Source organism: Trinickia camelliae (genome assembly GCF_053525655.1).
Window position 1 is genome coordinate 243,686 of sequence record NZ_JBCHAA010000004.1, and the last position, 23,893, is coordinate 267,578.

General features: G+C 67.0%; 20 protein-coding genes. 9 read left to right on the plus strand and 11 right to left on the minus strand.

Going from position 1 to position 23,893, the window contains the following annotated elements:
* Nucleotide 1: 1 nt before the first annotated feature.
* The 6 genes from AAHK20_RS09450 to AAHK20_RS09475 all read left to right on the plus strand — a co-directional run bounded on the left by AAHK20_RS09450 (nt 2) and on the right by AAHK20_RS09475 (nt 4,782).
* Entirely contained in the window at nt 2-499 is a 498-nt protein-coding gene (locus AAHK20_RS09450; RefSeq protein WP_449181191.1) for a hotdog family protein, read from the plus strand.
* 79 nt (nt 500-578) lie between these two features.
* Nucleotides 579-1,307, plus strand: coding sequence for a 3-ketoacyl-ACP reductase FabG2 (locus AAHK20_RS09455; protein ID WP_449181192.1), 729 nt, complete (start codon nt 579-581; stop codon nt 1,305-1,307).
* Complete coding sequence (locus AAHK20_RS09460; protein WP_449181193.1) at nt 1,307-2,533, plus strand: beta-ketoacyl-ACP synthase; 1,227 nt, start codon at nt 1,307-1,309, stop codon at nt 2,531-2,533. Before AAHK20_RS09455 ends, AAHK20_RS09460 begins: the two co-directional genes overlap by 1 nt.
* Nucleotides 2,530-3,771, plus strand: a complete 1,242-nt coding sequence (locus tag AAHK20_RS09465; protein WP_449181194.1) for a beta-ketoacyl-[acyl-carrier-protein] synthase family protein — start codon at nt 2,530-2,532, stop codon at nt 3,769-3,771. The genes AAHK20_RS09460 and AAHK20_RS09465 overlap by 4 nt, the downstream gene beginning before the upstream one ends.
* A gap of 46 nt (nt 3,772-3,817) precedes the next feature.
* Nucleotides 3,818-4,252, plus strand: coding sequence for a hypothetical protein (locus AAHK20_RS09470; RefSeq protein ID WP_449181195.1), 435 nt, complete (start codon nt 3,818-3,820; stop codon nt 4,250-4,252).
* 80 nt (nt 4,253-4,332) lie between these two features.
* Nucleotides 4,333-4,782, plus strand: a complete 450-nt coding sequence (locus AAHK20_RS09475) for an excinuclease ABC subunit A (RefSeq protein WP_449181196.1) — start codon at nt 4,333-4,335, stop codon at nt 4,780-4,782.
* A 59-nt stretch (nt 4,783-4,841) separates the two neighbouring features.
* Here AAHK20_RS09475 and AAHK20_RS09480 read toward each other — a convergent pair whose 3' ends face one another.
* The gene (locus AAHK20_RS09480; protein ID WP_449181197.1) at nt 4,842-5,534 is read right to left on the minus strand and encodes a class I SAM-dependent methyltransferase; all 693 of its coding nucleotides are present in this window, start codon (nt 5,532-5,534) and stop codon (nt 4,842-4,844) included.
* Nucleotides 5,535-5,741: 207 nt separating this feature from the next.
* On the opposite strand from AAHK20_RS09480, the gene AAHK20_RS09485 reads away from it, so the two are divergent.
* Nucleotides 5,742-6,986, plus strand: coding sequence for an NAD(P)/FAD-dependent oxidoreductase (locus tag AAHK20_RS09485; RefSeq protein ID WP_449181198.1), 1,245 nt, complete (start codon nt 5,742-5,744; stop codon nt 6,984-6,986).
* A 92-nt stretch (nt 6,987-7,078) separates the two neighbouring features.
* Here AAHK20_RS09485 and guaD read toward each other — a convergent pair whose 3' ends face one another.
* From guaD to AAHK20_RS09520, 7 genes are all read right to left on the minus strand, one after another.
* A complete protein-coding gene (guaD, locus tag AAHK20_RS09490; protein ID WP_449181199.1) occupies nt 7,079-8,455 on the minus strand; it encodes a guanine deaminase in 1,377 nt (458 codons plus the stop codon).
* 36 nt (nt 8,456-8,491) lie between these two features.
* Entirely contained in the window at nt 8,492-9,535 is a 1,044-nt protein-coding gene (locus tag AAHK20_RS09495) for an adenosine deaminase (protein ID WP_449181200.1), read from the minus strand.
* Between the two features lie 199 nt (nt 9,536-9,734).
* Nucleotides 9,735-10,748: a xanthine dehydrogenase accessory protein XdhC gene (xdhC, locus tag AAHK20_RS09500; protein WP_449181201.1), complete on the minus strand. Its 1,014-nt coding sequence runs from the start codon at nt 10,746-10,748 to the stop codon at nt 9,735-9,737.
* A gap of 101 nt (nt 10,749-10,849) precedes the next feature.
* Complete coding sequence (gene xdhB / locus AAHK20_RS09505; protein ID WP_449181202.1) at nt 10,850-13,249, minus strand: xanthine dehydrogenase molybdopterin binding subunit; 2,400 nt, start codon at nt 13,247-13,249, stop codon at nt 10,850-10,852.
* Nucleotides 13,246-14,790, minus strand: a complete 1,545-nt coding sequence (gene xdhA / locus AAHK20_RS09510; RefSeq protein WP_449181203.1) for a xanthine dehydrogenase small subunit — start codon at nt 14,788-14,790, stop codon at nt 13,246-13,248. The genes xdhB and xdhA overlap by 4 nt, the downstream gene beginning before the upstream one ends.
* 370 nt (nt 14,791-15,160) lie before the next feature.
* Nucleotides 15,161-15,682, minus strand: a complete 522-nt coding sequence (locus AAHK20_RS09515; RefSeq protein ID WP_449181204.1) for a disulfide bond formation protein B — start codon at nt 15,680-15,682, stop codon at nt 15,161-15,163.
* A 129-nt stretch (nt 15,683-15,811) separates the two neighbouring features.
* Nucleotides 15,812-17,194 carry an amidase gene (locus tag AAHK20_RS09520; protein ID WP_449181345.1) on the minus strand — a complete coding sequence of 461 codons (1,383 nt, stop codon included), beginning with the start codon at nt 17,192-17,194 and terminating at the stop codon, nt 15,812-15,814.
* A 234-nt stretch (nt 17,195-17,428) separates the two neighbouring features.
* Here AAHK20_RS09520 and AAHK20_RS09525 point away from each other — a divergent pair, with 234 nt between their 5' ends.
* Complete coding sequence (locus AAHK20_RS09525) at nt 17,429-18,610, plus strand: gamma-glutamyl-gamma-aminobutyrate hydrolase family protein (RefSeq protein WP_449181205.1); 1,182 nt, start codon at nt 17,429-17,431, stop codon at nt 18,608-18,610.
* 112 nt (nt 18,611-18,722) lie between these two features.
* On the opposite strand, the gene AAHK20_RS09530 is transcribed toward AAHK20_RS09525, so the two are convergent.
* From AAHK20_RS09530 to AAHK20_RS09540, 3 genes are all read right to left on the minus strand, one after another.
* Nucleotides 18,723-19,568, minus strand: a complete 846-nt coding sequence (locus AAHK20_RS09530; protein WP_449181206.1) for a hypothetical protein — start codon at nt 19,566-19,568, stop codon at nt 18,723-18,725.
* A gap of 647 nt (nt 19,569-20,215) precedes the next feature.
* A complete protein-coding gene (locus AAHK20_RS09535; RefSeq protein WP_449181207.1) occupies nt 20,216-20,737 on the minus strand; it encodes a GNAT family N-acetyltransferase in 522 nt (173 codons plus the stop codon).
* 74 nt (nt 20,738-20,811) lie between these two features.
* Nucleotides 20,812-22,680, minus strand: coding sequence for a tetratricopeptide repeat protein (locus AAHK20_RS09540; protein WP_449181208.1), 1,869 nt, complete (start codon nt 22,678-22,680; stop codon nt 20,812-20,814).
* Nucleotides 22,681-22,858: 178 nt separating this feature from the next.
* Here AAHK20_RS09540 and AAHK20_RS09545 point away from each other — a divergent pair, with 178 nt between their 5' ends.
* The gene (locus AAHK20_RS09545; protein ID WP_449181209.1) at nt 22,859-23,884 is read left to right on the plus strand and encodes a cation diffusion facilitator family transporter; all 1,026 of its coding nucleotides are present in this window, start codon (nt 22,859-22,861) and stop codon (nt 23,882-23,884) included.
* Nucleotides 23,885-23,893 lie beyond the last annotated feature (9 nt).

Here is a 23,893-nt window from a genome sequence, read left to right on the forward strand (position 1 = left end):
CATGAGCACGACGATGGAACACGCGCAACACTGGGCGGACATGGTCTTTCCGCCGATCGAAGAGGTGCTGCCGCATCGCGGCACGATGCTGCTGACAGACGCGGTGCTCGCTTGCGGCGACACGAGCGTCACGGTGCGTGCGCGCGTCGACGCTGGCGCTTGGTACGCGGATGCGAACGGTGCGATGCCGGCTTGGATCGGCATCGAGCTGATGGCGCAGGCGATCGCCGCGCACGTCGGTCTCGTGGCGATGCGCGCGGGCGGCAGGGCGCGACCGGGCGTGCTGCTCGGCTCGAGCAAGTACGAAGCGCTGACGCCGGCGTTTGCGCGCGACACGCAACTCGACGTCCACGCGATGGAACTGTTGCGCAGCGCCGAAGGCCACGGCGCCTACCAATGCACGATCGACACCGCGGACGGCCAGCGCCTCGCGCAAGCCGTCATCAAGGTATTCCAGCCGACCGATTTTCAAGCATTCATCGAAGGGAAGAGTCTATGACCCCCACGTTCACTTACGTTCACTGCCCCCCGAGGGGGCGAAGCCTCCCTTGGGGCGGCCCGGCGGGAGGCTTCGCTTAATGAGCCGCCGCGTTCTCGTTACCGGCGCAAGCCGCGGCATCGGCCGCGCGATTGCGTATCAACTCGCCGCCGACGGCTTTGCCGTGTCGGTGCATTGCAGGAGCGGCCGCACCGAGGCCGACGCCGTCGCGGACGGAATCGCCGCGCAAGGCGGCAGCGCGCGCGTGCTGCAATTCGACGTGCGCGACCGCGCTGCGTGCCGCGAGCAATTGCAGGCCGATGTCGCCGCGCACGGCGCGTACTACGGCATCGTGCTGTGCGCGGGCCTGACGCGCGACGCAGCATTTCCGGCCCTGACCGACGACGATTGGGACGCCGTGCTCGAAACGGGCCTCGACGGTTTCTACAACGTCGTGCATCCGCTCACGATGCCGATGGTGCGTGCGAAAGCGGGCGGGCGGATCGTGACGATCGCGTCCGTTTCGGGGGTGATGGGCAATCGCGGGCAGGTCAACTACAGCGCCGCGAAGGCCGGCTTGATCGGCGCGACCAAGGCGCTCGCCGTCGAACTGGCCTCGCGCCGCATCACGGTCAACTGCGTTGCCCCCGGTTTGATCGAAACCGAGATGCTCGCGCAAATGGAGCATCTCGATCACGCCTTGCAGACCGTGCCGATGGCGCGCGTCGGCAAGCCGGTCGAAGTCGCCGCGGCAGTGAGCTTCCTGATGTCGGACGCCGCGTCCTACATCACGCGGCAAGTGCTCGGCGTGAATGGCGGGATCATCTGATGAAGCGCGTCGTCATTACGGGAATGGGCGGCGTGACGCCGATCGGCAATCAGTGGGACGAGATCGAGACGGCGCTCAAAGGCGGCCGCAACGCCGTGCGCCGCATGCCGGAGTGGGATTACTTCTCGTCGCTGCACACGCGGCTCGCATGTCCGCTGCCCGGGTTCACCCTGCCGCCCGAGTATCCGCGCAAGAAGACGCGATCGATGGGGCTCGTCTCGATGTACTCGGTGCGCGCGAGCGAGATGGCGTTGGCCGATGCGGGACTGCTCGGCGACGCGTCGATTGCCGACGGGCGCATGGGCGTCGCGTACGGTTCTTCGTCGGGCTCGGTGCAGCCGATCCGCGCGTTCGGCACGATGCTCGAGACCGGTTCGATGCAGGACGTCACGTCCAACAGCTACGTGCAGATGATGCCGCACACGACGGCCGTCAACGTGAGCCTCTTCTGGGACCTGAAAGGGCGCATCGTGCCGACCTCGTGCGCGTGCGCTTCGGGTAGCCAGGCGATCGGGTATGCGTACGAGGCGATCGCGACCGGCAAGCAGACGCTGATGCTCGCGGGCGGCGCCGAAGAGCTGTCGGGCCCCGCGGTCGCCGTATTCGACACCCTCTACGCGACGAGCACGCGCAACGACGAACCGGAGCTGACGCCGAGGCCGTTCGACGCGGCGCGCGACGGCCTCGTCGTCGGCGAGGGCGCAGCGACGCTGGTGCTCGAAGAGTACGAACACGCACGCGCACGCGGTGCGGCGATTCACGCGGAGGTCGTCGGTTTCGGCTGCAACTCGGACGGCGCCCACATGACGCAGCCCACTTCCGAAACGATGGCGCGCGCGATGCAGTTCGCGCTCGACGATGCCCGGCTTCCGCCAGCGGCGATCGCCTACGTGAACGCGCACGGCACGTCGACCGATCGCGGCGACATCGCCGAAAGCGCGGCGACGGCGCAGGTGTTCGGCTCGTCGATGCCGATCAGTTCCCTCAAGAGCTATATCGGCCACACGCTCGGCGCGTGCGGTGCGATCGAGGCGTGGTGGACCATCGAGATGATGAAGCGCAACTGGTACGCGCCGACGCTGAACCTGACGAACGTCGACCCGGCTTGTGCGCCGCTCGATTACATCGTGGGCGAAGGCCGCGCGATCGACGCAGACTACGTGATGAGCAACAACTTCGCGTTCGGCGGGATCAATACGTCGCTGATCTTCAAGCGGGTGCAATGAGACGCAGCGCATCACGCGAACTCGAACGCGTCGTCGTCACGGGCATGGGGATCGTGTCGTGCCTTGGCAATACGCTCGATACGGTGTCAAGCGCGTTGCGCGAGGGCCGATCCGGCATCACACGCATTGACGCATGGCGCGAGCTTGGCTTCGGGAGCCAGGTTGCGGGCGTAGCCTCGGTCGCCGATGAGCCGCCGTTCGCGCGCAAGTTCGAGCGCTTCATGGGCGATACCGCGCGCTTTGCGGCTCATGCGGCGCGCAAGGCGGTCGAGGACGCGGGCCTCGCGGCCGATGCATTGCGTTCGCCCGATGCGGGCGCCGTGATCGGATCGGGAAGCGGTGCGCTGTCCGCCTACGACGCGGCGCTTGCCGTCGTGCGCGAGCGCGGCGTCGAAAAAGCGCCGCCCTACACCGTGCCCAAGGTGATGAGCAGCACGGTATCGGCGAACGTCGCGCAACTGTTCGGTCTCGAAGGCGTCGCGTATTCGCCGTCGTCGGCATGCACGACGTCCGCGCTTGCGATCGGGCAAGCCATGCAGCTGATCCAGACGGGCCGTCAGAAGATCGTGCTCACCGGCGGCAGCGAAGAGCTCTACGACAACTACACGCTGAACTTCGACGCGATGGGCGCGCTTTCGCGCGGCTTCAACGACACGCCGCAGCGCGCGTCGCGCCCCTACGACACGGCGCGCGACGGCTTCGTGATCGCCTCGGGCGCGGGCGTGCTGGTGCTCGAATCGCTCACGCGCGCGCGTACTCGCGGCGCACGCATTTACGCCGAGCTGACGGGCTTCGGCCAATGCACCGATGGCGCTGCGATGGTGGCGCCGGGGGCGGCGGGCATCGCGCGATCGATTCGCGGCGCGCTCGACGAAGCAGGCAAGACGCCGGACTACGTGAACACGCACGCCCCGTCGACTCCGCTCGGCGACATCGAAGAACTGCGCGCGCTGCAGGCGGTGTTCGGCGCGGAACTGCCGCCCCTGTCGTCGATCAAGGCGCTGACGGGCCACCCGCTCGCGACCTCGGGCGTGCACGAGGCGATCTACACGCTCTTGATGATGCGCGACGGTTTCATCGCGGGCAGTGCGGGCATCGAATCGCTCGACCCGCTCGCGGCCGGGGTGCCGCTCGTGCGGACTTCGCGCGAGGCCGCAATCAAGAACGCGATGTCGATTTCATTCGGGTTCGGCGGCAGTTGCGCGAGCCTGATGTTTGGCGCTTGTGAAGGCGCATGAAGCAGTCGTTTCTTTGTCCGTGACAACAACAAACAGGAATGCCTCGATGAAACTCAAATCCACGTTCACCGCATGCGTGCTCGCGTTGGCCGCTCAGGCCGCCATGGCGGGTTCCGTGCTGCACAGCTTTCCGCTCAAGCCCGTGCTCGACACGCAGCCGGGCGGCAATGACGTCGCGCTCTATTTCGGCTCGCAGACGTACCCGGCTGTGGCGAGCCAGCTCGGCAGCGACACCGAGGGCGCCCACGTGCCGCGCAAATACGGCACCGATGACCAGACCGCGTGCGAGAACGCGCTTACGCAGGCGTTGAGGGACCTGCGCAGCTACGCGCGCGTTCACCACGCAAACGGCGTCATCAACATTCGCACGCGGTTCCATTCGACGGAGACCGCGTCCGATACCGACTACACGTGCGCCACGAGCAGCGGCGCGGCTGCATTGAAGGTGACGGGCGATCTCGTCACCTTCACCCCGCAGTAACGCGCGGACAAAGAAGCGCCGCGGGGCCGCGGTGCTTCGACTTTTCATGCAGTCCAATCAAAACCAAAAAAGGAAGACCAATGAAGCGTTACGTTGCCTTTGCATTGTTGTCCCTCTCGCTCGCCGCCTCGCACGCTTTTGCGCGCAATACGGTTAGCGACTTCCCGATCAACGACGCGCTCAATAGCGATCCGGGCAAGGTAGGCAGCGACGTTGCGCTGTACTTCGCGGGCCAGCCGCATGCGCCGGTTGCCAAGTCGTTCGGCCAGGCCGCGACCAACAAGAAGACGAACGCGTTCGGCAAGAGCGACCTGGACGCGTGCCAGCACGTGTTCCTGTCGGCGGTGCTCGAGCTGCAAGACCGCGCGCGCAAGGAAGGCGGCAACGCGGTCATCGACATCAAGAGCAATTACAAGGATCAGGAAACGGCGAGCGCGACGACCTTCACGTGCGGCGCGGGTGCGGTGATTGCCGGTGTGGCGCTCAAGGGCGAAGTGGTTACGCTGAAGGGCGGCTCGATCAAGAAGTAATCGAGCGGACCGGCGCACGCGATACCTTGCGTATCGCGTGCGCGGGATACTGGAGCCGATCAGCCCTTGACGGCCGCGACGTTCACAAGCGTCTCGCGACGTTTGCCGGGCTGAGGACGATGAAGGCCCAGGCGCTCGAAGAGGCCGAAGTCTTTTGCGCGGCTCCACCAGAGGTAGGGAAGCGATACGTTGTTCGCGCCGAATGTGAAACCGCCTTGCCGGATCATGTCGAGGTACCCGTCGGCGCTCTTTTGCACATGCATCGGATGACGGAACAACAGTCGGATCACCCAGGATTTGATGTACGCCTCGGTCGATTCCGCGAAGAGCAGCACGCCGCCCGGCTTCAGCACGCGGCGAAACTCCGCGAGCGCGCGTTCCTGCTCGACGAGATGGTGGAAGGTCTGATGGCAGAAGACGATGTCGGCGCTCGCGTCCGGTAGCGGAAGCGCTGCGCAGTCGCCGTGCAGCAGCTCGGTCTCGGTGGCGATGCGGCTCGCGGCTTGCGCCGCCAGTGCGAGCGACGGTTGGTGATAGTCGATGCCGACGATACGGCGCGGCTGGAACGCGTCGGCGAGCAGACGAAACGAGATGCCCTGTCCGCAACCGACGTCGACGATGACGGGTGCCTTGGGCAGCGGCGTACCGATCAGGCGCTTGAGATCGTTGATCGCGACCCGCAGCACATGGTGCTCCCAGGTATGGGTGCGCAGGAACCAGATGCCGAACGCCGTTTCGGGTACGAAGGGCACGCGCGCGGAAGCGCCTGCTTTGACTGATGAAAGTGGATTGGTCGACACCGGCTAACCCCGCGGAGAATGTTCTTGTGATGCCGGAATTGTAATGGCAGCTTGCGCTGAATGTAGCGAGTCGATGCCAGCAAATACGGCGGATGAAACATCGCATTCGGGACCGCGGGAACGTAACATGCACGAATACCTTTGAAACCAGAGAACGCAATGATCAACGCTAATTCGCAACACGCGGCCGTCGACGTCGCGATCATCGGAGCAGGGCCGTCCGGCGCGGTGGCCGCGGCGCTCTTGAGAAAGGCCGGCCACTCGGTGCTGGTGCTCGAGCGGCAGCACTTCCCGCGCTTTTCGATCGGCGAGAGCCTGCTGCCGCAGAGCATGGCCTATCTGGAAGAAGCGGACATGCTGCAAGCCGTCGTCGAGGCCGGTTTCCAGTACAAGAACGGCGCGCACTTCGTGCATGGCGGCAAGACGTCGTCGTTCGACTTTCGCGACAAGCACACGGAAGGCTGGGGGACGACGTACCAGGTCGAGCGCGCCAAGTTCGACGACATCCTGATCCGTCGCGCCGCCGAACAGGGCGCGGAAGTGCGCTTCGGCCACGCGGTGCGGGCGATCAAAACGGGCGACGCGCCGGTGCTCGAAGTCGGTGACGAGGCGGGCAACACGTACGACGTGCAGGCGCGCTTCGTGCTCGACGCGAGCGGATTCGGCCGCGTGCTGCCACGCCTGCTCGATCTCGAATCGCCGACGCGGATGCCGACGCGCGCCGCGATCTTCTCGCATGTGCATGACGGCCTGCCGGCCGGCAGCACCGATCGCAACAAGATCTGCATTGCGGTGCACCCTGAGCGGCGCGATGTCTGGTACTGGATGATTCCGTTGGCGGACGGGCGCTCGTCGGTCGGTTGCGTGGCCGAAGCGTCGTTTCTCGAGGTTCCGGAGGCCGAGCGCGAGGCGAAGCTGCGCGAGCTGATCCGGGCCGAGCCGACGCTCTGCGCGCTCATTGGCGATGCGCCGTTCCTCATGCCGGTGCGGCACATCGGAGGCTACTCGGCGAACGTGGAGCGCCTTTACGGCCCAGGCTACGCGCTGCTCGGCAACGCAGGCGAGTTTCTCGACCCGGTGTTCTCGTCGGGCGTGACGATCGCGCTGCGTTCCGCGCATCTGGCGGTGGAGACGCTCAAGCGTCAGTTGCGCGGTGAGACCGTGGATTGGCTCGCCGACTACGACCGGCCGCTGCGCCGCGGGATCGACACGTTCCGCGCTTTCGTCGACCGCTGGTACACGGGCGAGCTGCAGGACATCATTTTCTATCCCGATCAATCGCCGTCGATTCGCCGGATGATCAGCGCCATCCTCGCAGGTTACGCGTGGGATGAAACGAACCCCTACGTCGCCGAGCCGGTGCGGCGGCTCAACGTGCTGCATGGGATTTGCACGACGATGTGAGCGCAGTGCTTGAACGGCTGCACCAAAGCAAACGGCGCTTCGAATTTCGAAGCGCCGTTTGTCATTTCGGAGCGCCCGCGCTCAAGCGGCCATCATGCTGCGACCGCCGCTTGCGCCGCGAACCGCTCGCGCTTTTCATCGCGCTGATGCACGCAGTTCCCCGCCGCATAGGTTTCGAAAACCGCACGGTCGTCGCCAAGCAACGCGAACGCGAACAGCAGCTCTTCGAGCGACTGCACGCGCGACGTGCGGCGCTTGAGCAGCGGCGTGGCCGAAGGATCGAGCACGATGAAGTCCGCTTCCGATTGCGGCGCGAGCGTGCCGATCTTGTCGCCGAGATTCAGCGCCTGCGCGGCGCCTGCCGTCGCGAGCCAGAACATGCGCGTCGCGGTCAGGTGGAAGCCCGAGAGGCGCGCCACCTTGTGCGCTTCGTTCATCGTCTGCAGCATCGAGAACGAGGTGCCGCCGCCGACATCCGTCGCGAGCGCGATCGGCACGCCGGCTTCGTCGGCCTTCTCGAAGTCGAACAAGCCGCTGCCGAGGAAGAAGTTCGACGTCGGGCAGTGGGACGCCACCGTGTTCGTCTGCGCCATGCGCTTGCGGTCTTCGGCATCGAGGTGGATGCAGTGACCGTACACCGCGCGCGAACGCAGGAGGCCGTAGTGGTCGTAGATGTCGAGGTAGCTGCGGTGCCCCGGGAACAGCTCGGCCACCCACTTCACTTCGTCGACGTTCTCGGCGACATGGCTCTGGATGAAGATGTCTTGGTGCTCGCGGGCGAGCACGCCGCACGCTTCGAGCTGCGCTTCGGTCGAGGTCGGCGCGAAGCGCGGCGTGAGCGCGTAGAGCTGGCGTCCGCGGTTGTGCCAGCGCTGGATCAGCTCGGCGCTGTCGTCGTAGCCCGATTGCGCGGTGTCGCGCAGGAACTCGGGGCAGTTACGGTCCATCAGCACCTTGCCGGCGATCATCCGCATGTTGCGCGCTTCGCTCGCGGTGAAGAGCGCGTCCGCCGAGCCCTTGTGCACCGTGCAGTAGACGAGCGCCGTGGTCGTGCCCGATGCGAGCAGCTCGTCGCAGAAGAAGTTCGCGGTGTCGGCCGCGTACTCCGGGTCCGAGAAGCGGCGCTCGGTCGGGAACGTGTACGTTTCGAGCCACGGCAGGAGACCGGGCGCAGGAGACGCGATCATGTCCGTCTGCGGATAGTGAATGTGCGTGTCGATGAAGCCCGGCACGATCACCTTGTCGCGCAGATCCTGCACTTGGATGTCCGGTGTGATCTGGCCGGAGAGCGCCGAATAGGCGCCTGCGGCCACCACGCGGCCGTCTTCGACGATCAGCACGCCGTCTTCGTCGAACACGGCGCCGTCGGCCGAGCGCGACGGATCGCCCTTGAAGGTCAGCAGTTGTGCACGGTAAGCAGTGCGTCCGGTGCGATTGGCGTTGGTATCACGTTTTGCAGTTTGGCTCATGACTAGTACGTCTCTTGCGAAAGTAGGAGTTAAACGTCAGGGGACGGCAGGCGGTTGGCCGCTATGCCAGTAAGCATCGAGCTTCGCGACGAGCGCGTTGCGCTCGGCATCGGTGATGAACGATGCGTCGAAGCTGTTCTTCACGATCGTGTAGACCTCGGCGTCGGAGAGCTTCAGCGCGTCGATCGTCTCAACGAAGTTCTGGTTGATGTAGCCGCCGAAGTAGGCGGGGTCGTCGGAATTGACGGTCACGGCGACGCCGCGATCGAGCAGGCTCTTCAACGTGTGCTTGGTCAGGTCGTCGAACACGCACAGCTTGAGGTTCGAGAGCGGACAGACGGTGAGCGCGACGCGCGTGTCGGCCAGGCGCGTGACGAGCGCCGGGTCCTCGATGCTGCGCACGCCGTGGTCGACGCGGTCGACTTTCAGCAGATCGAGCGCTTCGTAGATGTACGAGGGCGGGCCTTCCTCGCCGGCATGCGCGACGAGCTTCAAGCCCTTGGCGCGCGCCTTCGCGAACACGCGCTCGAATTTCGATGGCGGATGGCCGCGCTCGGACGAGTCGAGGCCGACGCCGATCAAGCGGTGCTTGTATCGATCGAAGAGCGGCAGGGCGGCGTCGAAGGTTGCGAGCGCATCGTCTTCGGACAGATGCCGCAGGAAGCACAGGATCAGCTTGCTCGTCATGCCGCGCTTCTCCGCGTCGGCGAGCGCGCGCTCGATGCCGGCCACCACCGTTTCGATCGCGACGCCGCGTTCGGTGTGCGTCTGCGGATCGAAGAAGATCTCGGCGTGCACGATGTTGTCCGCGAGCGCGCGCTCGACGTACGCCGCGGTCATGTCGTAGAAATCCTGCTCGGTGAGCAGCACGCTCGCGCCCGCGTAGTAGATGTCGAGGAACGATTGCAGATCGGTGAACGCATAGGCGGTCCGCAGCGCGTCGATCGAGTCGTACGCGAGCTTCACGTTGTTGCGTTGGGCGAGCTTGAAGATCAGCTCGGGCTCCAATGAGCCTTCGATATGGATATGCAATTCGGCCTTCGGTGCGCCAGCGGCTTTGTCAGCTAGGGTTGCGGTCATGGTCGGTCGGTCTTCTAAGGGGCTTTTTGCAAAGCGTGGTGGACGGGTCGCGCGCGCAATGCTTGGGGCTAACGCGCGGTCTGCGTCCATTCGTTGGTTTTGGATGGGCTGGTGTTGCTGGGCTGAGTCTTTCTGCTATGCGTTTGTGTATCGGTTCGTGTAACGAGCGGTCCTGTTTGTTGGTAGCGTCGCGCCGCCGCTAAACGGCGCTCGCGGCATGGTGCGCGTTCGCTTCGACGGCCTGCAGCAGTTGCGCCGCCGCCGACACCGCGATGATCTCCGGCGACTTGTCGACGATGCCTCCGACGCCGATCGGGCAGTGCATGCGCGCAATCTGCGCCGAATCGATGCCGCGTGCGGCGAGCCGATGCTCGAACTGCTTGCGCTTCGTGTGCGAGCCGATCATCCCGAAGAACGCGAAGTCGCCGCGCCGCAGGATGCGGTCCGCCAGTTCGAGATCGCGCGCGTGGTTGTGCGTCATGACGATGAAATACGTGTGCGGGGCGGCACGGTCGATGGCCTCGTCGGGCGCGTCGTTGGCGTCGATCGTCACGTTCAGGATGCCGTCGAGCGTCTCCGGCGGCGGGAACTGCGCGTCGCGTTCGTCGACCCACTGCACGTGGCACGGCAGCGTCGCGAGCACGCGCACGAGCGCGGCGCCCACGTGCCCCGCGCCGAACAGCACGACGGCGAAGTCGCGCGGCGCGATCGTTTCGGTCAAGAGCGCATTGCTTTCGTCGAAGCCGGTGCCGTCCCACAGTAGGCAATCAGGGCCGTCGACGCCGGGCTCCGGGTCCGACAGCATCACGTCGTCCGGCGCGGGGGCGAATGATACGCTGCGCACGGTCGATTGGCCGGCGAGCACGCGCTTGGCGAGCGTCGACACCCAGCCGAGGTCGCCCACGTCGAGGCGTTCGAACGCGATGACGACTGCGCCGCCGCAGCATTGGCCGAGGCTCGGGCCGAGCGCGAAACGCTCGAGCCGGCGCATGCGCGGCGTGCGCATGCCGTCCTTGAGCACTTGGCGCGCGACTTCGATGGCGCGCCATTCGAGGTGTCCGCCGCCGATCGTATGACGCGCCGAATCGCGCGTGACGATCATCTTCGTGCCGGCTTCGCGCGGCGCCGAACCTTCGACGCGCGCAACCGTCACGAGCACGACGGCGTCGCCGTGCGCGAGCAGGTGTTGCAGATCGGGCAGCCAAGGTTGCATCCGGTCGCTCCAGGCAGTGCCCCGCAAATTCAAGCGTGCGGGGGCGGTTGATGGGGTGTCTCGCTTAGCGCTCTGGTAGCGCGGCGCGAGGTTTCGTGATTTCAGGCCGTAGCCGGTGCCGCGGCCGATGACGGCGCGGCGGACTCGCGCTGCGCTTGCATCGCATCGATAGCGTCGAGAATCGCCTCAGGCGTGGCCGGCGCGCGCAAGGGCGGTGCGCTCGTCACGTCGGGCGCGGCGGCCGCGACCGCATCGCGGATCGCGAGAAACACCGAGAACGGCAGCAACAGCGGCGGCTCGCCGACGGCCTTCGAGCGGAACACGGTAGGCTCCGCGTTCTCGTTGCGAAAGAGCCGCGCGTTGAATGCGGCGGGCGTGTCGCTGACGGCGGGAATCTTGTACGTCGACGGCGCGTGCGTCATCAACCGACCGTCGCGGTTCCACCAGAGTTCCTCGGTCGTGAGCCAGCCCATGCCTTGAATGAAGCCGCCTTCGACCTGGCCGATATCGATGGCCGGGTTGATCGACTGGCCCGCGTCGTGCAGCAGGTCGGCTCGCACGAGCTTCCATTCGCCCGTGAGCGTATCGACGATCACCTCCGACACGGCCGCGCCGTACGCGAAGTAGTAGAACGGATGCCCCGTCAGGGTCTTGGCGTCCCAATGGACTTTCGGCGTCGCGTAGAAGCCGTCGGACCACAACTGGATGCGCGCGAGATAGGCCGCGTTGACGAGCTGCTCGAACGGCATCGCGCCGCCGTTGCTGATCACGCTGCCGCGCTCGAAGCGCACGTCTTCCGCGTTGCCGCCGAGCTGTTGCGCGGCGAGCGCCGCAAGCCGTTCGCGGATCGTGCGCGCGGCCGCTTCGGCCGCCATGCCGTTCAGATCGCTGCCGGTCGACGCCGCGGTGGCCGACGTATTGGCGACTTTCGACGTATCCGTCGCCGACACGCGCACGCGCGAAAGCGCGAGCCCGAATTCGTTCGCGACGACCTGCGCGACCTTCGTGTTGAGCCCTTGGCCCATTTCCGTGCCGCCGTGATTGACGAGCACCGAGCCGTCCTTGTAGACGTGCACGAGCGCACCCGCCTGATTCAAGAACGGCACGTTGAACGAGATGCCGAACTTGACCGGCGTGATCGCGATGCCGCGCTTGAGCACCGGGCTCTTGGCGTTGAACGCGGCGAGCGCCGCGCGGCGCGCGCGGTAGTCGCTCGACGCGAGCAGATCTTCGGTGAGCGGCACGAGGATGTTGTCCTCGACGCGCTGGCCGTATGGCGTCACGTCGCGCTCGCCGATGCCGTAGTAATTCGTGAGCCGCACGTCGAGCGGATCGAGCTTGAGCTCGCGCGCGATGTCGTCCATCAGCACTTCCATCACGAGCGCGCCTTGCGGGCCGCCGAAACCGCGGAACGCGGTGTTCGATTGCGTGTTGGTCTTGCACGCCAGCGCGAGGATATCGACGTCGGACAGGTAGTACGCGTTGTCGAAGTGGCACACGGCGCGCGTCGCGACTGCGCCCGACAAGTCCGCCGAATAACCCGCGCGCAGTGCGATCTCGACGCGCGCGCCGAGAATGCGTCCGCGCTCGTCGAAGCCCGCTTCGTACTGATAGAGCGCGTCGTGGCGCTTGCCGGTGATCATGAAGTCGTCGTCGCGGTCGGCGCGCAGCTTGACCGGGCGATGCAAGCGTTGCGCCGCGAGCGCAGCGACGCACGCGAAAAGTGCCGATTGCGATTCCTTGCCGCCGAAGCCGCCGCCCATGCGCCGGCATTCGCAGATGACGTTGTGCGTCGGCCAGCCGAGCATGTGCGCGACCACCTGCTGCATTTCGCTCGGGTGCTGCGTCGAGCTGTAGACGAGCATGCCGTCCATCTCCTTGGGCACCGCGTACGCGACTTGCCCTTCGAGGTAGAACTGCTCTTGTCCTCCGACTTCGAACGTGCGCGCCACGCGGTGCGGCGCGGAGGCGATCTTCGCGGCCGGCGTGCCGCGCGTGAGATGCAACGGCGGCAGCACGTATTGCTTCTTCGCCTTCGCATCGGCCACCGACAACACCGGTTCGAGCGGTTCGTAGCGCACGACTTCGTCGCTCTTCGCGAGCGACGCCGCGCGCCGCGCGAGTTCGTGCGTTTCCGCCACCACCGCGAAGACCGGCTGGCCGAGATAGAGCACGGTGCTGTCGGCGAGGATCGGGTCGTCGTGCAGCACGGGGCCGCAGTTGTTCTCTCCGGGGATGTCGGCGGCGGTCAGCACGGCAACCACGCCGGGCGCGTTGAGCACGGCGCTCAGATCGAGCGACGCGATGCGTGCATGCGCGTGGCGCGACAAACCGAGCGCTACATGCAGCGTGCCGACGAGTTCCGGAATGTCGTCGGTATAGACCGCCTCGCCGCTCACATGCAGCGCGGCCGATTCATGCGGCAAGGGTGTGCCGATCGCCGCCATCTCCGGCGTGCTGCCGCGCAGATTGCCAATGAAAGCATCGGTTTGCTTGTTCATTGCGGCTCCTTGGCGTCCCCTGCGATTGCTTCGGCATCTTCGAACGCGAACGCGTTCACGTCGGCGAGCGCGAGCGGCGCGTCATCGCGCGTTTCCAGATAGAAGCGCCACAGCACATTGCGAGCGGCCCTCATCCGGTACGCGCTCGACGCGCGCATATCGGTGAGCGGCTGGTAGTCGGACGCAAGCGCATCCATCGCGCGGCGCGCGGCGGCTTCGTCCCAGGGTGAGCCGGCGAGCGCGGCTTCGGCGTGCTCGGCGCGCTTGGGTGTCGCGGCCATGCCGCCGAACGCGATGCGCGCCTCGGTGATTTGGCCGTCCGTCACGTGAAGCGCAAACGCGGCGCACACGGCCGAGATGTCCTGGTCGTAGCGCTTCGAGACCTTGTACGTCCGAAAGCGCAGATCGGGGGAAGGGCGCGGCACGCTGATCGCGGCGACGAATTCACCGGGTTCGAGCGCGGTCTTCTGATAGCCGACGTAGAACGCATCGAGCGGCAGCGTGCGCGTGTGCGCGCCGTGGCGAAGCACGACTTGTGCGTTCAGCACGATCAGCGCGGGCATCGAATCGCCGATCGGCGAGCCGTTCGCGACGTTGCCGCCGAGCGTGCCCGCATTGCGGATCGGCAGCGAGGCGAAGCGCGTCCACAGCTCGGCGAGTTCGGGATAGTCGGCGGCGAGCGCGGCATACGCATCTTCGAGCGAGGCGGCCGCGCCGATCGTGAGCGTCGCGCCGTCGCGCTCGATCGCCTTCAAATCGGCGACGTTGCCGATGTAGAGGATGTCGCCGAGATCGCGGAATTGCTTCGTCACCCACAAGCCGACGTCCGTGCTGCCCGCGAGGACGCGCGCACGCGGATGCTGCGCGCGCAGCGTCGCGAACGCGTCGAGCGTGGCCGGCGCCCAGAACGACGGCGTGCCGCATTCGGCGCCGCGTGTGTCGGGTGCCGTGTAAGTGAACGTGTCGCTGCGCTGGATCGATTGCAGCGCCCGCGTGACCGTCTCGCGATCGAACGCCGCGCGCGGATACTGCTGATAGTCGAACATTTTCTGCGCCGCCTCGACGATCGGCCGATAGCCGGTGCAGCGGCACAGGTTGCCGGAGAGGGCGGTGTTGATTTCGTCGCGCGTCGGCAGGCCGCTCGACGCGGGCTGGTTCTCGTAAAGCGCCCACATCGACATCACGAAGCCCGGCGTGCAGAAGCCGCACTGCGAGCCGTGGCAATCGACGAGCGCCTGCTGCACGGGATGCAGCGCGCCGTCGGAGGCGCGCAGGTCTTCGACGGTGAAGAGCGCGCGGCCGTCGAGCGTCGGCAGGAACTGGATGCAGGCATTGACCGCTTTCAGCGCCATCGCGCCGTTCGCGTCGAGTTCGCCGACGACGACCGTGCATGCGCCGCAATCGCCTTCGGCGCAGCCTTCCTTGGTGCCGGTGCAACGGAGGTCTTCGCGCAGATGCTGGAGGACGGTGCGCGTCGCGGGCACGCCGAAGACCTCGCGGACGGCGCCGCGGTGATAGAAGCGGATGGGATGCGTTGTCATAGCCAATCCTGAGACATTGCGGATCAGGCGCGCGTTACGCATGGCCGAGAGCCAGCCGGCCTCGCGCACGTAGATCGCCATCCATGATTGCAAGATAGCACCGTCCTTATCAGGAAAATATTCCGCGACGGTGATGGGGGCTATTAGCAGTCGCCCATGACAGCAATGCGATTCGGCTTGTGCGCCGTAGCGGCGAAACGACGTGGATGGCGGAGGGCCGCGCGGGGCAAGGCTCGCGCTCGAGCGCGCAGGGGAGGCCGGCCCGCGGCGACGCGCGGGCGGAGGTGTCTAGGTGTTTACACGCAGATGGGGCCGGAGCAAGGCGGCAGGCGCTATCCGGCGAGCGTGCCGGGCGCGGCCCCAGCGGGCATTAGAACGCGCTCAGCGCGCGGCGAGTCCGGTTGCGCCACAGGCTCGCGACGACCGGCAGGAAGATCGCCAGGAACGCAATCAGGGCCCAGCCCGGCAGCAGGATGCCGAAGATCGGCGGATACACGGTCTCGCACAGGCCGCCGACCTTGAACACCGAGGGCAGCCAATGCGCGGGCGGCAGGCTGTCGACGACCGGCTGCAACTGGTCGAAGCCGCAGCTGAAGCCGGGATTCAGCTGGATATAGACGTGGCGCACCGCCGCTGCGATACCGGCCGCGGCGGTGATGGCAATGAGCGTCTCGAGCACGGCGACGCCGCGCCAGCCTTTCAACGTTGCGCCGAAGAACGCGAAGAACGCGATCAGCGCGAAGAAATAGCGCTGGATGATGCACAGCGTGCAGGGATCTTCGTTCTTGACGAACTGCATGTAGAGCGCGCCGGCCAGGAGGCCGAGGCAGGCGAAGCCCAGCAGGACGAGGAGACGGCGCTCGCGGCGCAGCATCGCGGTGTTGTCGTTCATGAGAGAAGAATTGGTCTCGAAATGGGTTTAACCGGGTGATTTTAGTGTGCTTTTCGAACACGCGTTTCTTTCATCAAAACCATCTCAACGAATCGCATGTGCGGCGCGCTTGACCGACGCCGGATCCGCTTAGCGCAACGGGTTCAGCACGCGCTCGACCGCGAGGCCGATGCCGAGCAGGGCGTCGTCCGCATGCGGCGCGGCCGCGAGCATGAGCCCGACCGGTGCCTCGCCGCGCGCATGGCACGGCACCGACAGCGCGCACGCGTCGAGCACGTTGAAGACGCTCGGATTGCGCAGGACGAGCGCGTTGACGCGCGCGAATGTCTCGTCGTCGTGTTCGAGGTCGGCGAGGCGCGGCGGGGCGATCGGAATCGTCGGCGCGACGATCGCGTCGAAGCGCTGCCACAGCGTGTGCCTGGCGGCCTCGAAAAGCGCGTCGCGTTCGGCCAGCAAGTCGAGATAGTCGGCGGCCGTGGCGGCAACGCCCTTCAGAATCCGGGCGAGCACGCGCGGATCGTAGACGTCGCGGTGCTTCTCGATCAGCGGCCGATGCCACGCATACGCTTCCATCGACGAAAAGCCGAAGCGGTTGATGTCCTGCCAACGGTCGAGCGGCGCGAAGCGCACGTCGGCGACGATCGCGCCGGCGGCCTCGAGATGCTTGAGCGCGGTATCGACGGCCGCGGCCACCGCAGGCTCGACATCGTCCGTCACGTAGTGGGTCAGCACGCCGAGGCGCACGCCTTCGAGCGGCCGGCGCGCGGGCACGCGCGGTTCGAGCCCGGCGAGCAGGCGGTCGACGAGCGCGCAGCACGCGACCGATACGCCGATCGGGCCGAACGAATCGAGCGTGCTGGAGAGCGGCACACCGCCTTGCTTCGGGATGCGGCTCGCGGTCGGCTTGAAGCCCGTCAGACCGCACATCGCGGCGGGGATACGGAGCGAGCCGCCGGTGTCGGTGCCGAGCGCGACCGCAGCCATGCCGTCGGCAACCGATGCGGCCGCGCCCGACGAGGACCCGCCCGCCACGCGCGCATCGCCCGGCACCTCGCGGTGGTACGGCGAAAGCGGCGTGCCGTAGTGCGGATTGAGGCCGAGCCCGGAGAACGCAAACTCACTCATGTTCGTGCGCCCGACGATCACCGCGCCCGCTCGCTTGAGCCGGGCGACCGCGAGCGCGTCGGCGCTCGCCGGGGCGGCGCCGTCGAGCGCGCGCGAACCGGCGCGCGTGACCTGCCCTTCGATGTCGAACAGATCCTTGATCGACACGGGGATGCCCGCGAGCGGCGAGAGCACGGTGCCGGCGGCGCGCAGGCGGTCGTGCGCGTCGGCGGCGGCGCGGGCGCTGTCGGCATCGACCTTGATGAAGGCGGTCGAGCCTTGGCCCGACGGGTCGGCGATTCGGTCCAGCGCCGCGTCGACGAGTGCGCGGCTCGACGTTTTGCCTGCGGCGAGATCGGCGGCGAGTTGGGCGAGCGGGGCAAACGGGGTGAAGTCGGCGGCAGGCATGGCGGTGTGATCGGGGTGGTTGAGCGACGTACGCGGCGCGGCGTGCTTGCGTGCGCGGGCGCGCGCTGGGTTGTCTCGGAAGTCGGGGCGGCGGGTGTCGCAGGCATTGTAGAACAAGGCTTCGCGGTGGGGCTGTCCGGCTCGCTTGGACGTGCGTTTGCGGCCGCATCGATCACTAGCGGATAATGGGATGGTCTCCACCGTCCGCGTGCCAGGCGCGCCTGCCCTAAAGTCATGAGCGAAAACACGCCGCCCAACGCCGGTAATCCCGGCCCCGCATCCGCTTCATCCGGTCAATCCCAGACATCGAATCCTGCCCCGCAGCCACCTGCGCACGAGGCCGCGTCACAGGAGGCGCCGGCTCGGGCCGCAGACGCCGTGGCCGAGGAGCCCGCGCCTGCCGAACCGGCTGAGGCAACACTGGGGGGCGGCGCCACGCCTACCGGTACGTCGGGCTCGCCGCCGCCCGGCTTTGGCGCCCCACCCGATTTCGATACCCCGCGCCCGCCGCCTCCCGGCTCGGTGCCCGCCGCGCCGCCTGCCTATCTGCGGCAAAGCGATTCGGCGTGGTCGGTGCTGGGACGCACGGTCGCCGCGCGCGCCCGGCGGATTTTCGACCGCGCCGGCCAGCGCATTACCCAACGCACGCTGCGCATCGGCGTGTCGGCTCGCATCTTCCATCCCGAGCCTGGCGCGAAGGGGCTGCGCGGCAAAACGCTGCAGTATCTGGAGGAATCGATTGCGCACTGGGTCATGTCGCGCGACGTGCTCGTCTTCATGATTCCGACGGTTGGCCATCAAGGCATGCTCCATCCGAGCAACATTCGCTTGCGCGACTACGCGAAGCATCTGGACGGCCTGCTGCTGCAGGGCGGCGCCGACGTCTCGCCGCAGTCGTACGCGGAGACCGCAACCCGCCCTGAATGGCCCGGCGACCGTGTGCGCGATATGTACGAACTGGAGCTGCTGCACGAATTCATCGAGAGGGGCAAGCCGGTGCTGGGCGTTTGCCGCGGCTGCCAGCTCATCAACGTCGCGTTTGGCGGCACGCTCTATCAAGACATCGCGTCCGATGTTCCGACGGCCGCCGTTCACGTCAACGAGCACTACGACCAGCATCGTCACTCGGTTCGCTTTCCGGACGGCTCGACGCTCGCCAGCATGTTTCCCGGCCGCCAGGAGGCGGTGGTCAATTCGATTCACCACCAGGCGGTGAAGACGCTGGGCCGCGATTTGAATATCGAGGCGGTGTCGTCGTCGGACGGGATCATCGAGGCCGTGCGCTACCGGCGCGCGCCGTTCGTGGTGGGCGTCCAATGGCACCCCGAGTTCCATCGCGCAGGCGGGCCGGAATTGCTCGACTGCACGCCGCTGCTCGACACGTTCCTGCGCGTTGCGCGCGAGACGCGCTTCTAGTTGTCGCGCGGTTCAGGCTGCGACCGTCGGAGGCTGCCGATCGATAAGACTGGTGTCGCAAAAGAAAAAGGCTCGCCTTGAAGGCGAGCCTTTTCGCGTTTGACGCGCTGCGTTACATGCCGAACTGGTCCGGCGAATCGGTGATGCGTCGTTGGGTAACGTGGTTGACCCAGGTCGTGTCCTTCGCGTAGCCGGGAATTTGCGCGGCGTAGTTGCGAGGCTGGGCCGCGGGCTTCGTGGCGGCTACCGCCGCACTTGCTGCGTCCGGCTTGGCGGGCGCGGCGGCTTGCGAGGTTGCCTGCTGCATGTTCGCAGCGGCTGCGATTGATTGACCCGCTGCGTGCTCCGCTGCCTGATCGACGTAGACATGCTTGGTTGGCGGAAGCGTTGCGGGAAGCGGCGGACGGCTGACGACCGTTTCGGGACGGGAGGCGCGTTTCGCAGGATGCCGGGGCATCGGGACGTGTTCTTCCGAGGGGGTGCTCGGCGCCGGCGGAAGCGCGGAAGCCAGCTCCGTCGCGGGCTTGTCCTTCGCCGCCACGGCGGCTTGCGCGCTGGCGATTGCCGGACGCTGTGCAACACGGGCTTCGGCCTGCGCTACGTTCTTCGTTTCGGACCTGCCGCTTGCGACCTCGATAGTCGGCGCACTGGCGGCTGCCACGCGCGGGTTCGGCTGCGTTTCGACAGGCGGGACATCCTTCGCTGCTTGGCTCGTCGCGGCGACGGCGACCGGCTTGCTGGCCACGGCGGTCGACGCTGCCTTCTCCCGCACTTGGGCGACCGCTGTGGGCTTCGTGTCTGGCGTCGCCGGCGTGCTGGTGGCCGTTGCGATCTGGATAGGGGGGCCGACGGGTTTCATGAGATCCGCCGCCGTTTCGCTCGGCTCAGGACGGGTGCGGGCCGCATGTTGCTCCGTGAAGCTGGGCGGCAGGTGACTGAGCACGATCCAGGAGAGCATGGCGGCGCCGGCCAGCGCGCAGGCCGCGCCAATTTTGCGCTCGCGCGGGGTCGAACGGATGACGGCCGCGATTGGCCGAACCGGCGACGGTGGGGCGATGGGGGCGCGAGGAGCGCTAGGGGCGGCTTCGGACGCCGCGGAGATCGGGGCGGCAGACGGCGCCGGGGTGGATGCCTGCGTCTTCGCTGGCCGCCACCGGTTCACACAGAAAGTCTCCAGAACCGCGGCGTAAAGCGCCGGAAATCCGGTGCGAAAGTCGATTTGCGGCAGCGAGAATCGCCATTCGTCGCCAAACGACAAAGTGGGATCGCCCAGAGGGCGCATTCTCGGCACAGCGAGCGCGCCTCGAACGGCCGCGCGAGATAAGGTCGTCATCGGATGTGTTTACAGCGGTGGCATACAGCGATATCGGGATGCGGCACTTCCGAGATAGGCGCTTGCCGACGCCTCACAGAGTGTTCCGCGATGTATGTCCGATGATGCTCGCTGAGTGTCCGTCTGACGATCAGACTCGTCCTAAAAAACCTGAATTACTTTTAACGTCGGACTGGGAGTAGGGGGGCAACCCAAGCGCAACATGATCCAGCGCATACCGCCCCTTATTTTGGGAAGCTAAAAGACGGCCGCCTTTCGCCTGCTGATTCAGCCTAGACCAACCGGTACGCGTAGCGCAGCGCGGTGACGTCGATGCCGCCCATGTGGTCCGGTTCCCTGCCCGCGAATTGCCAGCCCTGGCGCTCATAGAACGCAATCGCGGCCGTATTGCCTTCCAGCACGTACAGATGGATCTGCGTTTCGCCGCACGCGCGCGCCCAATCCTGCGCCGCGCCGATCAGCAGCTTTCCGACGCCGATCCGCTGGTGCCGAGGCAGGGCGTGCAGGTTGTCGAGCAGCGCGCCCCAAGCGGACCCGATCGGCCGCTCGACGCAGACGAACCCCACCGCCTCTCCCTCCAGCTCGGCGATCTGCACGAGCCGCCGGCCGTCGTCCGGCGCGTGCATGCGCGCGTGCCAGAACGCGGCGCGTTCATTGGCGACCTCGTCATCGAGGAATTCGTCGGGCAGGATGCCCCGGTAAGTCGCCTGCCAGCTTGCCGCGTGGATGGCCGCCAGGAGGCCCGCATCGGCGGGACGCGCGTGGCGCAACGTGAGAGGCGCGGGAAGAGTCATCGACAGCGAGGGATAAGAGTCCGTGGTGAGGTCAGTTTACTGCGTGGCCGCCGTGCCCTGGCATCGGCCGGGCTTCAAGCGTCGCGCACTTCGCGCACGACGGCTTCGATCACGTCTTCCCACGCTCCTGGCGTGCTCTGGCGCACGAGACGCGCGGTCGGATACCAGGGGCTCCTGTCGCTATCGACGAACCAGCGCCAGTCGGCGGCGAGCGGCAGCATCAGCCACAGCGGCTTGCCGAGCGCGCCGGCGAGGTGGGCGACCGACGTGTCGATCGACACCACCGCGTCGAGCCGGTCGACGATGGCGGCCGTGTCCGCGAAGTCGCGGATACGCCGGGCGCCGCTGCGCTCGTCGAAGCGATGGATCGAAACGGCGCGCGGATAGGTATCGAGGGCGCGGCGCTCATCGGCGCTCAAGTCGGGCTGCAGCACGATCCAGTCGATGCCTTCGAGCGCGAAGAGCGGGGCGAGCGCGCCGAGCGGGATCGAGCGATTCTCGCGCGCCTGAATGCGGCCCGACCAGGCGAGCCCGATCTTGCGCTTTGCGTGGCCGCCGAGCGAGCCGCGCCAGTGGCGCTGATAGTCCCTCGGCACGTCGAGGTAGCGGGTGCGGGCGGGCAGCGTTTCGGCGGTCATGCCGAGCGCGAACGGCACGCTGAGCAGCGGGCAGTGCAGGTCCGCGGGCGGGCGCGGCATGCCACGCGCGATCACCGTCACGCGCCATGCGTCCGCGAGCGGTGCGATAAGCGGCAGCAATTCAGGCTGGACTTCGAGCACGACGCGCGGCGCGCGCTCGCGCACGAGCGGCAAGAAGCGGATGAACTGCAGCGTGTCGCCGAAGCCTTGTTCCGCTTCGACCAGCAGCGTCTCGTCGTCGAGCGGCTCACCGTGCCAGCGCGGTAGAACGGTGGCGGCGCTCGACGGATAGGCGAGCGTTTGCAGTCGCCATTCGTATTCGGGCAGGCCGCGCCTGAAATCGCCGAGCGTGAGCAGGGTGAGCGCGCGGTTCATGTGCGCGGACGCGAGGTCCGGGCTCAGCCGCAGCGCCTGGTCGAATGCGCGCAGGGCTGCCGTATGCGCGCCGAGCGCATGTTGCGCGGTGCCGAGATTGAGCCACGCGAGACTGGACTTCGGATCGAGACCGACCGCCAGCTCGAAGCGCTGCGCCGCCTCGGCGTGCCGCCCGAGCGCGGCGAGCGCGTTGCCGAGCCCGAACAGGGCCGGTGGAAACGGCGCGTGCAGCGCGAGCGCGGCCTCGAACGCCGCGACCGCCTCTTCATGCCGGCCGATCGCATCGAGCGTGTTGCCGAGATTGAAGTGCGCGGCGACAAAACGCGGCTCGGCGGCCGTGGCCGCGCGAAATTGCACGAGCGCCTCGTCGGCCCGATCAAGCGCGGCGAGCGACATCCCGAGATTGTTGCGCGCGCCCGCATGCTGCGGACGCAGTTCGAGCGTGCGCGAAAACGCGTCGATCGCCTCGTCGTGGCGGCCGAGCGCATGCAACGCGTTGCCGAGGTTGTTGTAGGTCGACGCGTCGCCGGGCCTGAAGCGCAGCGAGTTTTCGAACGCGAACAGTGCGTCTTCGTGACGGCCGATGGAGGAGTAGGCGTTGCCGAGGTTGTAGTGAGCGAGCGCAAACTCCGGCGCAAGCGTGAGCGCATTGCGAAAGCGTTCGATCGCGCCGTCGAGCTGACCAAGCGCCTTCAGCGCGTTGCCGAGATTCAGTTGCAGGGCGGCATCGTTCGGACGCAAGTCGACCGCGCGGCGCACCAGCTCGGCTGCCTCGGCGTGCTGGCCCTGCTGATGGCGCAGCACGCCCAGCAGATGCAGCGCGTCGACGTGGGCCGGATCGGCATCGAGCGTCGCGCGGTAGTCGCGCTCGGCATCGGCGAGCCGGCCCGCGCTGTGGGCCGCGTAGGCGCGGTCAAAAAGGGGTTGCATTAAGGACGGAGGCGGACAGGCAAACGGCGCATTTTCCCACACTCGACGGGGAGCCTCCGCTTTTGGGCGATTGGCCCGGTGGTCTATAACAGGGGAACGGTCGTCTTTTTCATGTCGTAACGACGTCTTGATCCTGCAGTACCGTGGCTGACGCTATCGAACCTTCGACGATTCGACCATGACGACACCTTCTTCCCACGGACATGCGAACGAGCCCGCGCATGACCACGACCACGGCGGCGACACCCACGATCATCCGTCGCATTCGCACGCCGGCCACGACCACGGCGCAGACGGCGGACATCACCACCATCACCACCACGCGCCCGCGCCGGGCCACGGACGCGCATTCGCAATCGCGGTTGCGCTGAACATCACGATCGTCGTCGTGCAGGTCATCTTCGGCGTGCTCGCACATTCGACGGCGCTGCTCGCCGATGCCGGCCACAACCTCTCGGACGTGCTCGGTCTCCTGCTCGCGTGGGGCGCGACGTGGCTCGCCAAGCGCCGCCCGTCGGCACGTTTCACGTTCGGCTACGGCAGCTCGTCGATTCTCGCCTCGCTCGCCAATGCGGCGCTGCTGCTGTTCGCGAGCGGCGCGATCGTCGCCGAGGCGATTTCCCGGCTGTTGAATCCGGCGCCGGTCGCGGGCTTCGATGTGTTCGTCGTGGCGGCCATCGGCATTGTCGTCAACGGCTTCTCGGCGTGGCTCTTCATGCGCGGCAACAAGGACGATCTGAACATCCGCGGCGCGTTTCTGCACATGGCTGCCGATGCGGCGATCTCGGCGGCGGTGGCCGTCAGCGGTCTCGTGATTCTCGCGACCGGCCTCTCGTGGATCGACCCGGTGATGAGCCTCCTGGTCGTCGCGGTGGTGGTCTACGGCACTTGGGGGCTGCTGCGCGACTCCGTGCACATGGCGCTCGCGGCGGTGCCGCCCGGCGTCGACACGCAGCGCATCCATCGCTACCTCGCCGGGCAGCCGGGCGTCGCCGACGTGCACGATCTGCACGTCTGGGCACTGTCGACCACGGAGAGCGCGCTGTCCGCGCACCTCGTGATGCCGGCGGGCCACCCGGGCGATTCGGTGCTCGACGGCATGGTGCGGACGCTGCGCGAGCAGTACGCGATGCATCACGCGACGCTGCAGGTCGACCTCGGCACGAGCGAGCATCATTGCTCGCTCGAACATCGGGGGCATTGAGGGCGCGGG

What these genes read in the sequence shown, in the direction of transcription:
- AAHK20_RS09450 (WP_449181191.1), top strand. Translation starts at nt 2, where the DNA reads ATGAGCACGACGATGGAACACGCGCAACACTGGGCGGACATGGTCTTT.
- AAHK20_RS09455 (WP_449181192.1), top strand. Translation starts at nt 579, where the DNA reads ATGAGCCGCCGCGTTCTCGTTACCGGCGCAAGCCGCGGCATCGGCCGC.
- AAHK20_RS09460 (WP_449181193.1), top strand. Translation starts at nt 1,307, where the DNA reads ATGAAGCGCGTCGTCATTACGGGAATGGGCGGCGTGACGCCGATCGGC.
- AAHK20_RS09465 (WP_449181194.1), top strand. Translation starts at nt 2,530, where the DNA reads ATGAGACGCAGCGCATCACGCGAACTCGAACGCGTCGTCGTCACGGGC.
- AAHK20_RS09470 (WP_449181195.1), top strand. Translation starts at nt 3,818, where the DNA reads ATGAAACTCAAATCCACGTTCACCGCATGCGTGCTCGCGTTGGCCGCT.
- AAHK20_RS09475 (WP_449181196.1), top strand. Translation starts at nt 4,333, where the DNA reads ATGAAGCGTTACGTTGCCTTTGCATTGTTGTCCCTCTCGCTCGCCGCC.
- AAHK20_RS09485 (WP_449181198.1), top strand. Translation starts at nt 5,742, where the DNA reads ATGATCAACGCTAATTCGCAACACGCGGCCGTCGACGTCGCGATCATC.
- guaD (WP_449181199.1), bottom strand. Translation starts at nt 8,455, where the DNA reads ATGAGCCAAACTGCAAAACGTGATACCAACGCCAATCGCACCGGACGC.
- AAHK20_RS09495 (WP_449181200.1), bottom strand. Translation starts at nt 9,535, where the DNA reads ATGACCGCAACCCTAGCTGACAAAGCCGCTGGCGCACCGAAGGCCGAA.
- xdhC (WP_449181201.1), bottom strand. Translation starts at nt 10,748, where the DNA reads ATGCAACCTTGGCTGCCCGATCTGCAACACCTGCTCGCGCACGGCGAC.
- xdhB (WP_449181202.1), bottom strand. Translation starts at nt 13,249, where the DNA reads ATGAACAAGCAAACCGATGCTTTCATTGGCAATCTGCGCGGCAGCACG.
- xdhA (WP_449181203.1), bottom strand. Translation starts at nt 14,790, where the DNA reads ATGACAACGCATCCCATCCGCTTCTATCACCGCGGCGCCGTCCGCGAG.
- AAHK20_RS09515 (WP_449181204.1), bottom strand. Translation starts at nt 15,682, where the DNA reads ATGAACGACAACACCGCGATGCTGCGCCGCGAGCGCCGTCTCCTCGTC.
- AAHK20_RS09520 (WP_449181345.1), bottom strand. Translation starts at nt 17,194, where the DNA reads ATGCCTGCCGCCGACTTCACCCCGTTTGCCCCGCTCGCCCAACTCGCC.
- AAHK20_RS09525 (WP_449181205.1), top strand. Translation starts at nt 17,429, where the DNA reads ATGAGCGAAAACACGCCGCCCAACGCCGGTAATCCCGGCCCCGCATCC.
- AAHK20_RS09530 (WP_449181206.1), bottom strand. Translation starts at nt 19,568, where the DNA reads ATGCTCTCCTGGATCGTGCTCAGTCACCTGCCGCCCAGCTTCACGGAG.
- AAHK20_RS09535 (WP_449181207.1), bottom strand. Translation starts at nt 20,737, where the DNA reads ATGACTCTTCCCGCGCCTCTCACGTTGCGCCACGCGCGTCCCGCCGAT.
- AAHK20_RS09540 (WP_449181208.1), bottom strand. Translation starts at nt 22,680, where the DNA reads ATGCAACCCCTTTTTGACCGCGCCTACGCGGCCCACAGCGCGGGCCGG.
- AAHK20_RS09545 (WP_449181209.1), top strand. Translation starts at nt 22,859, where the DNA reads ATGACGACACCTTCTTCCCACGGACATGCGAACGAGCCCGCGCATGAC.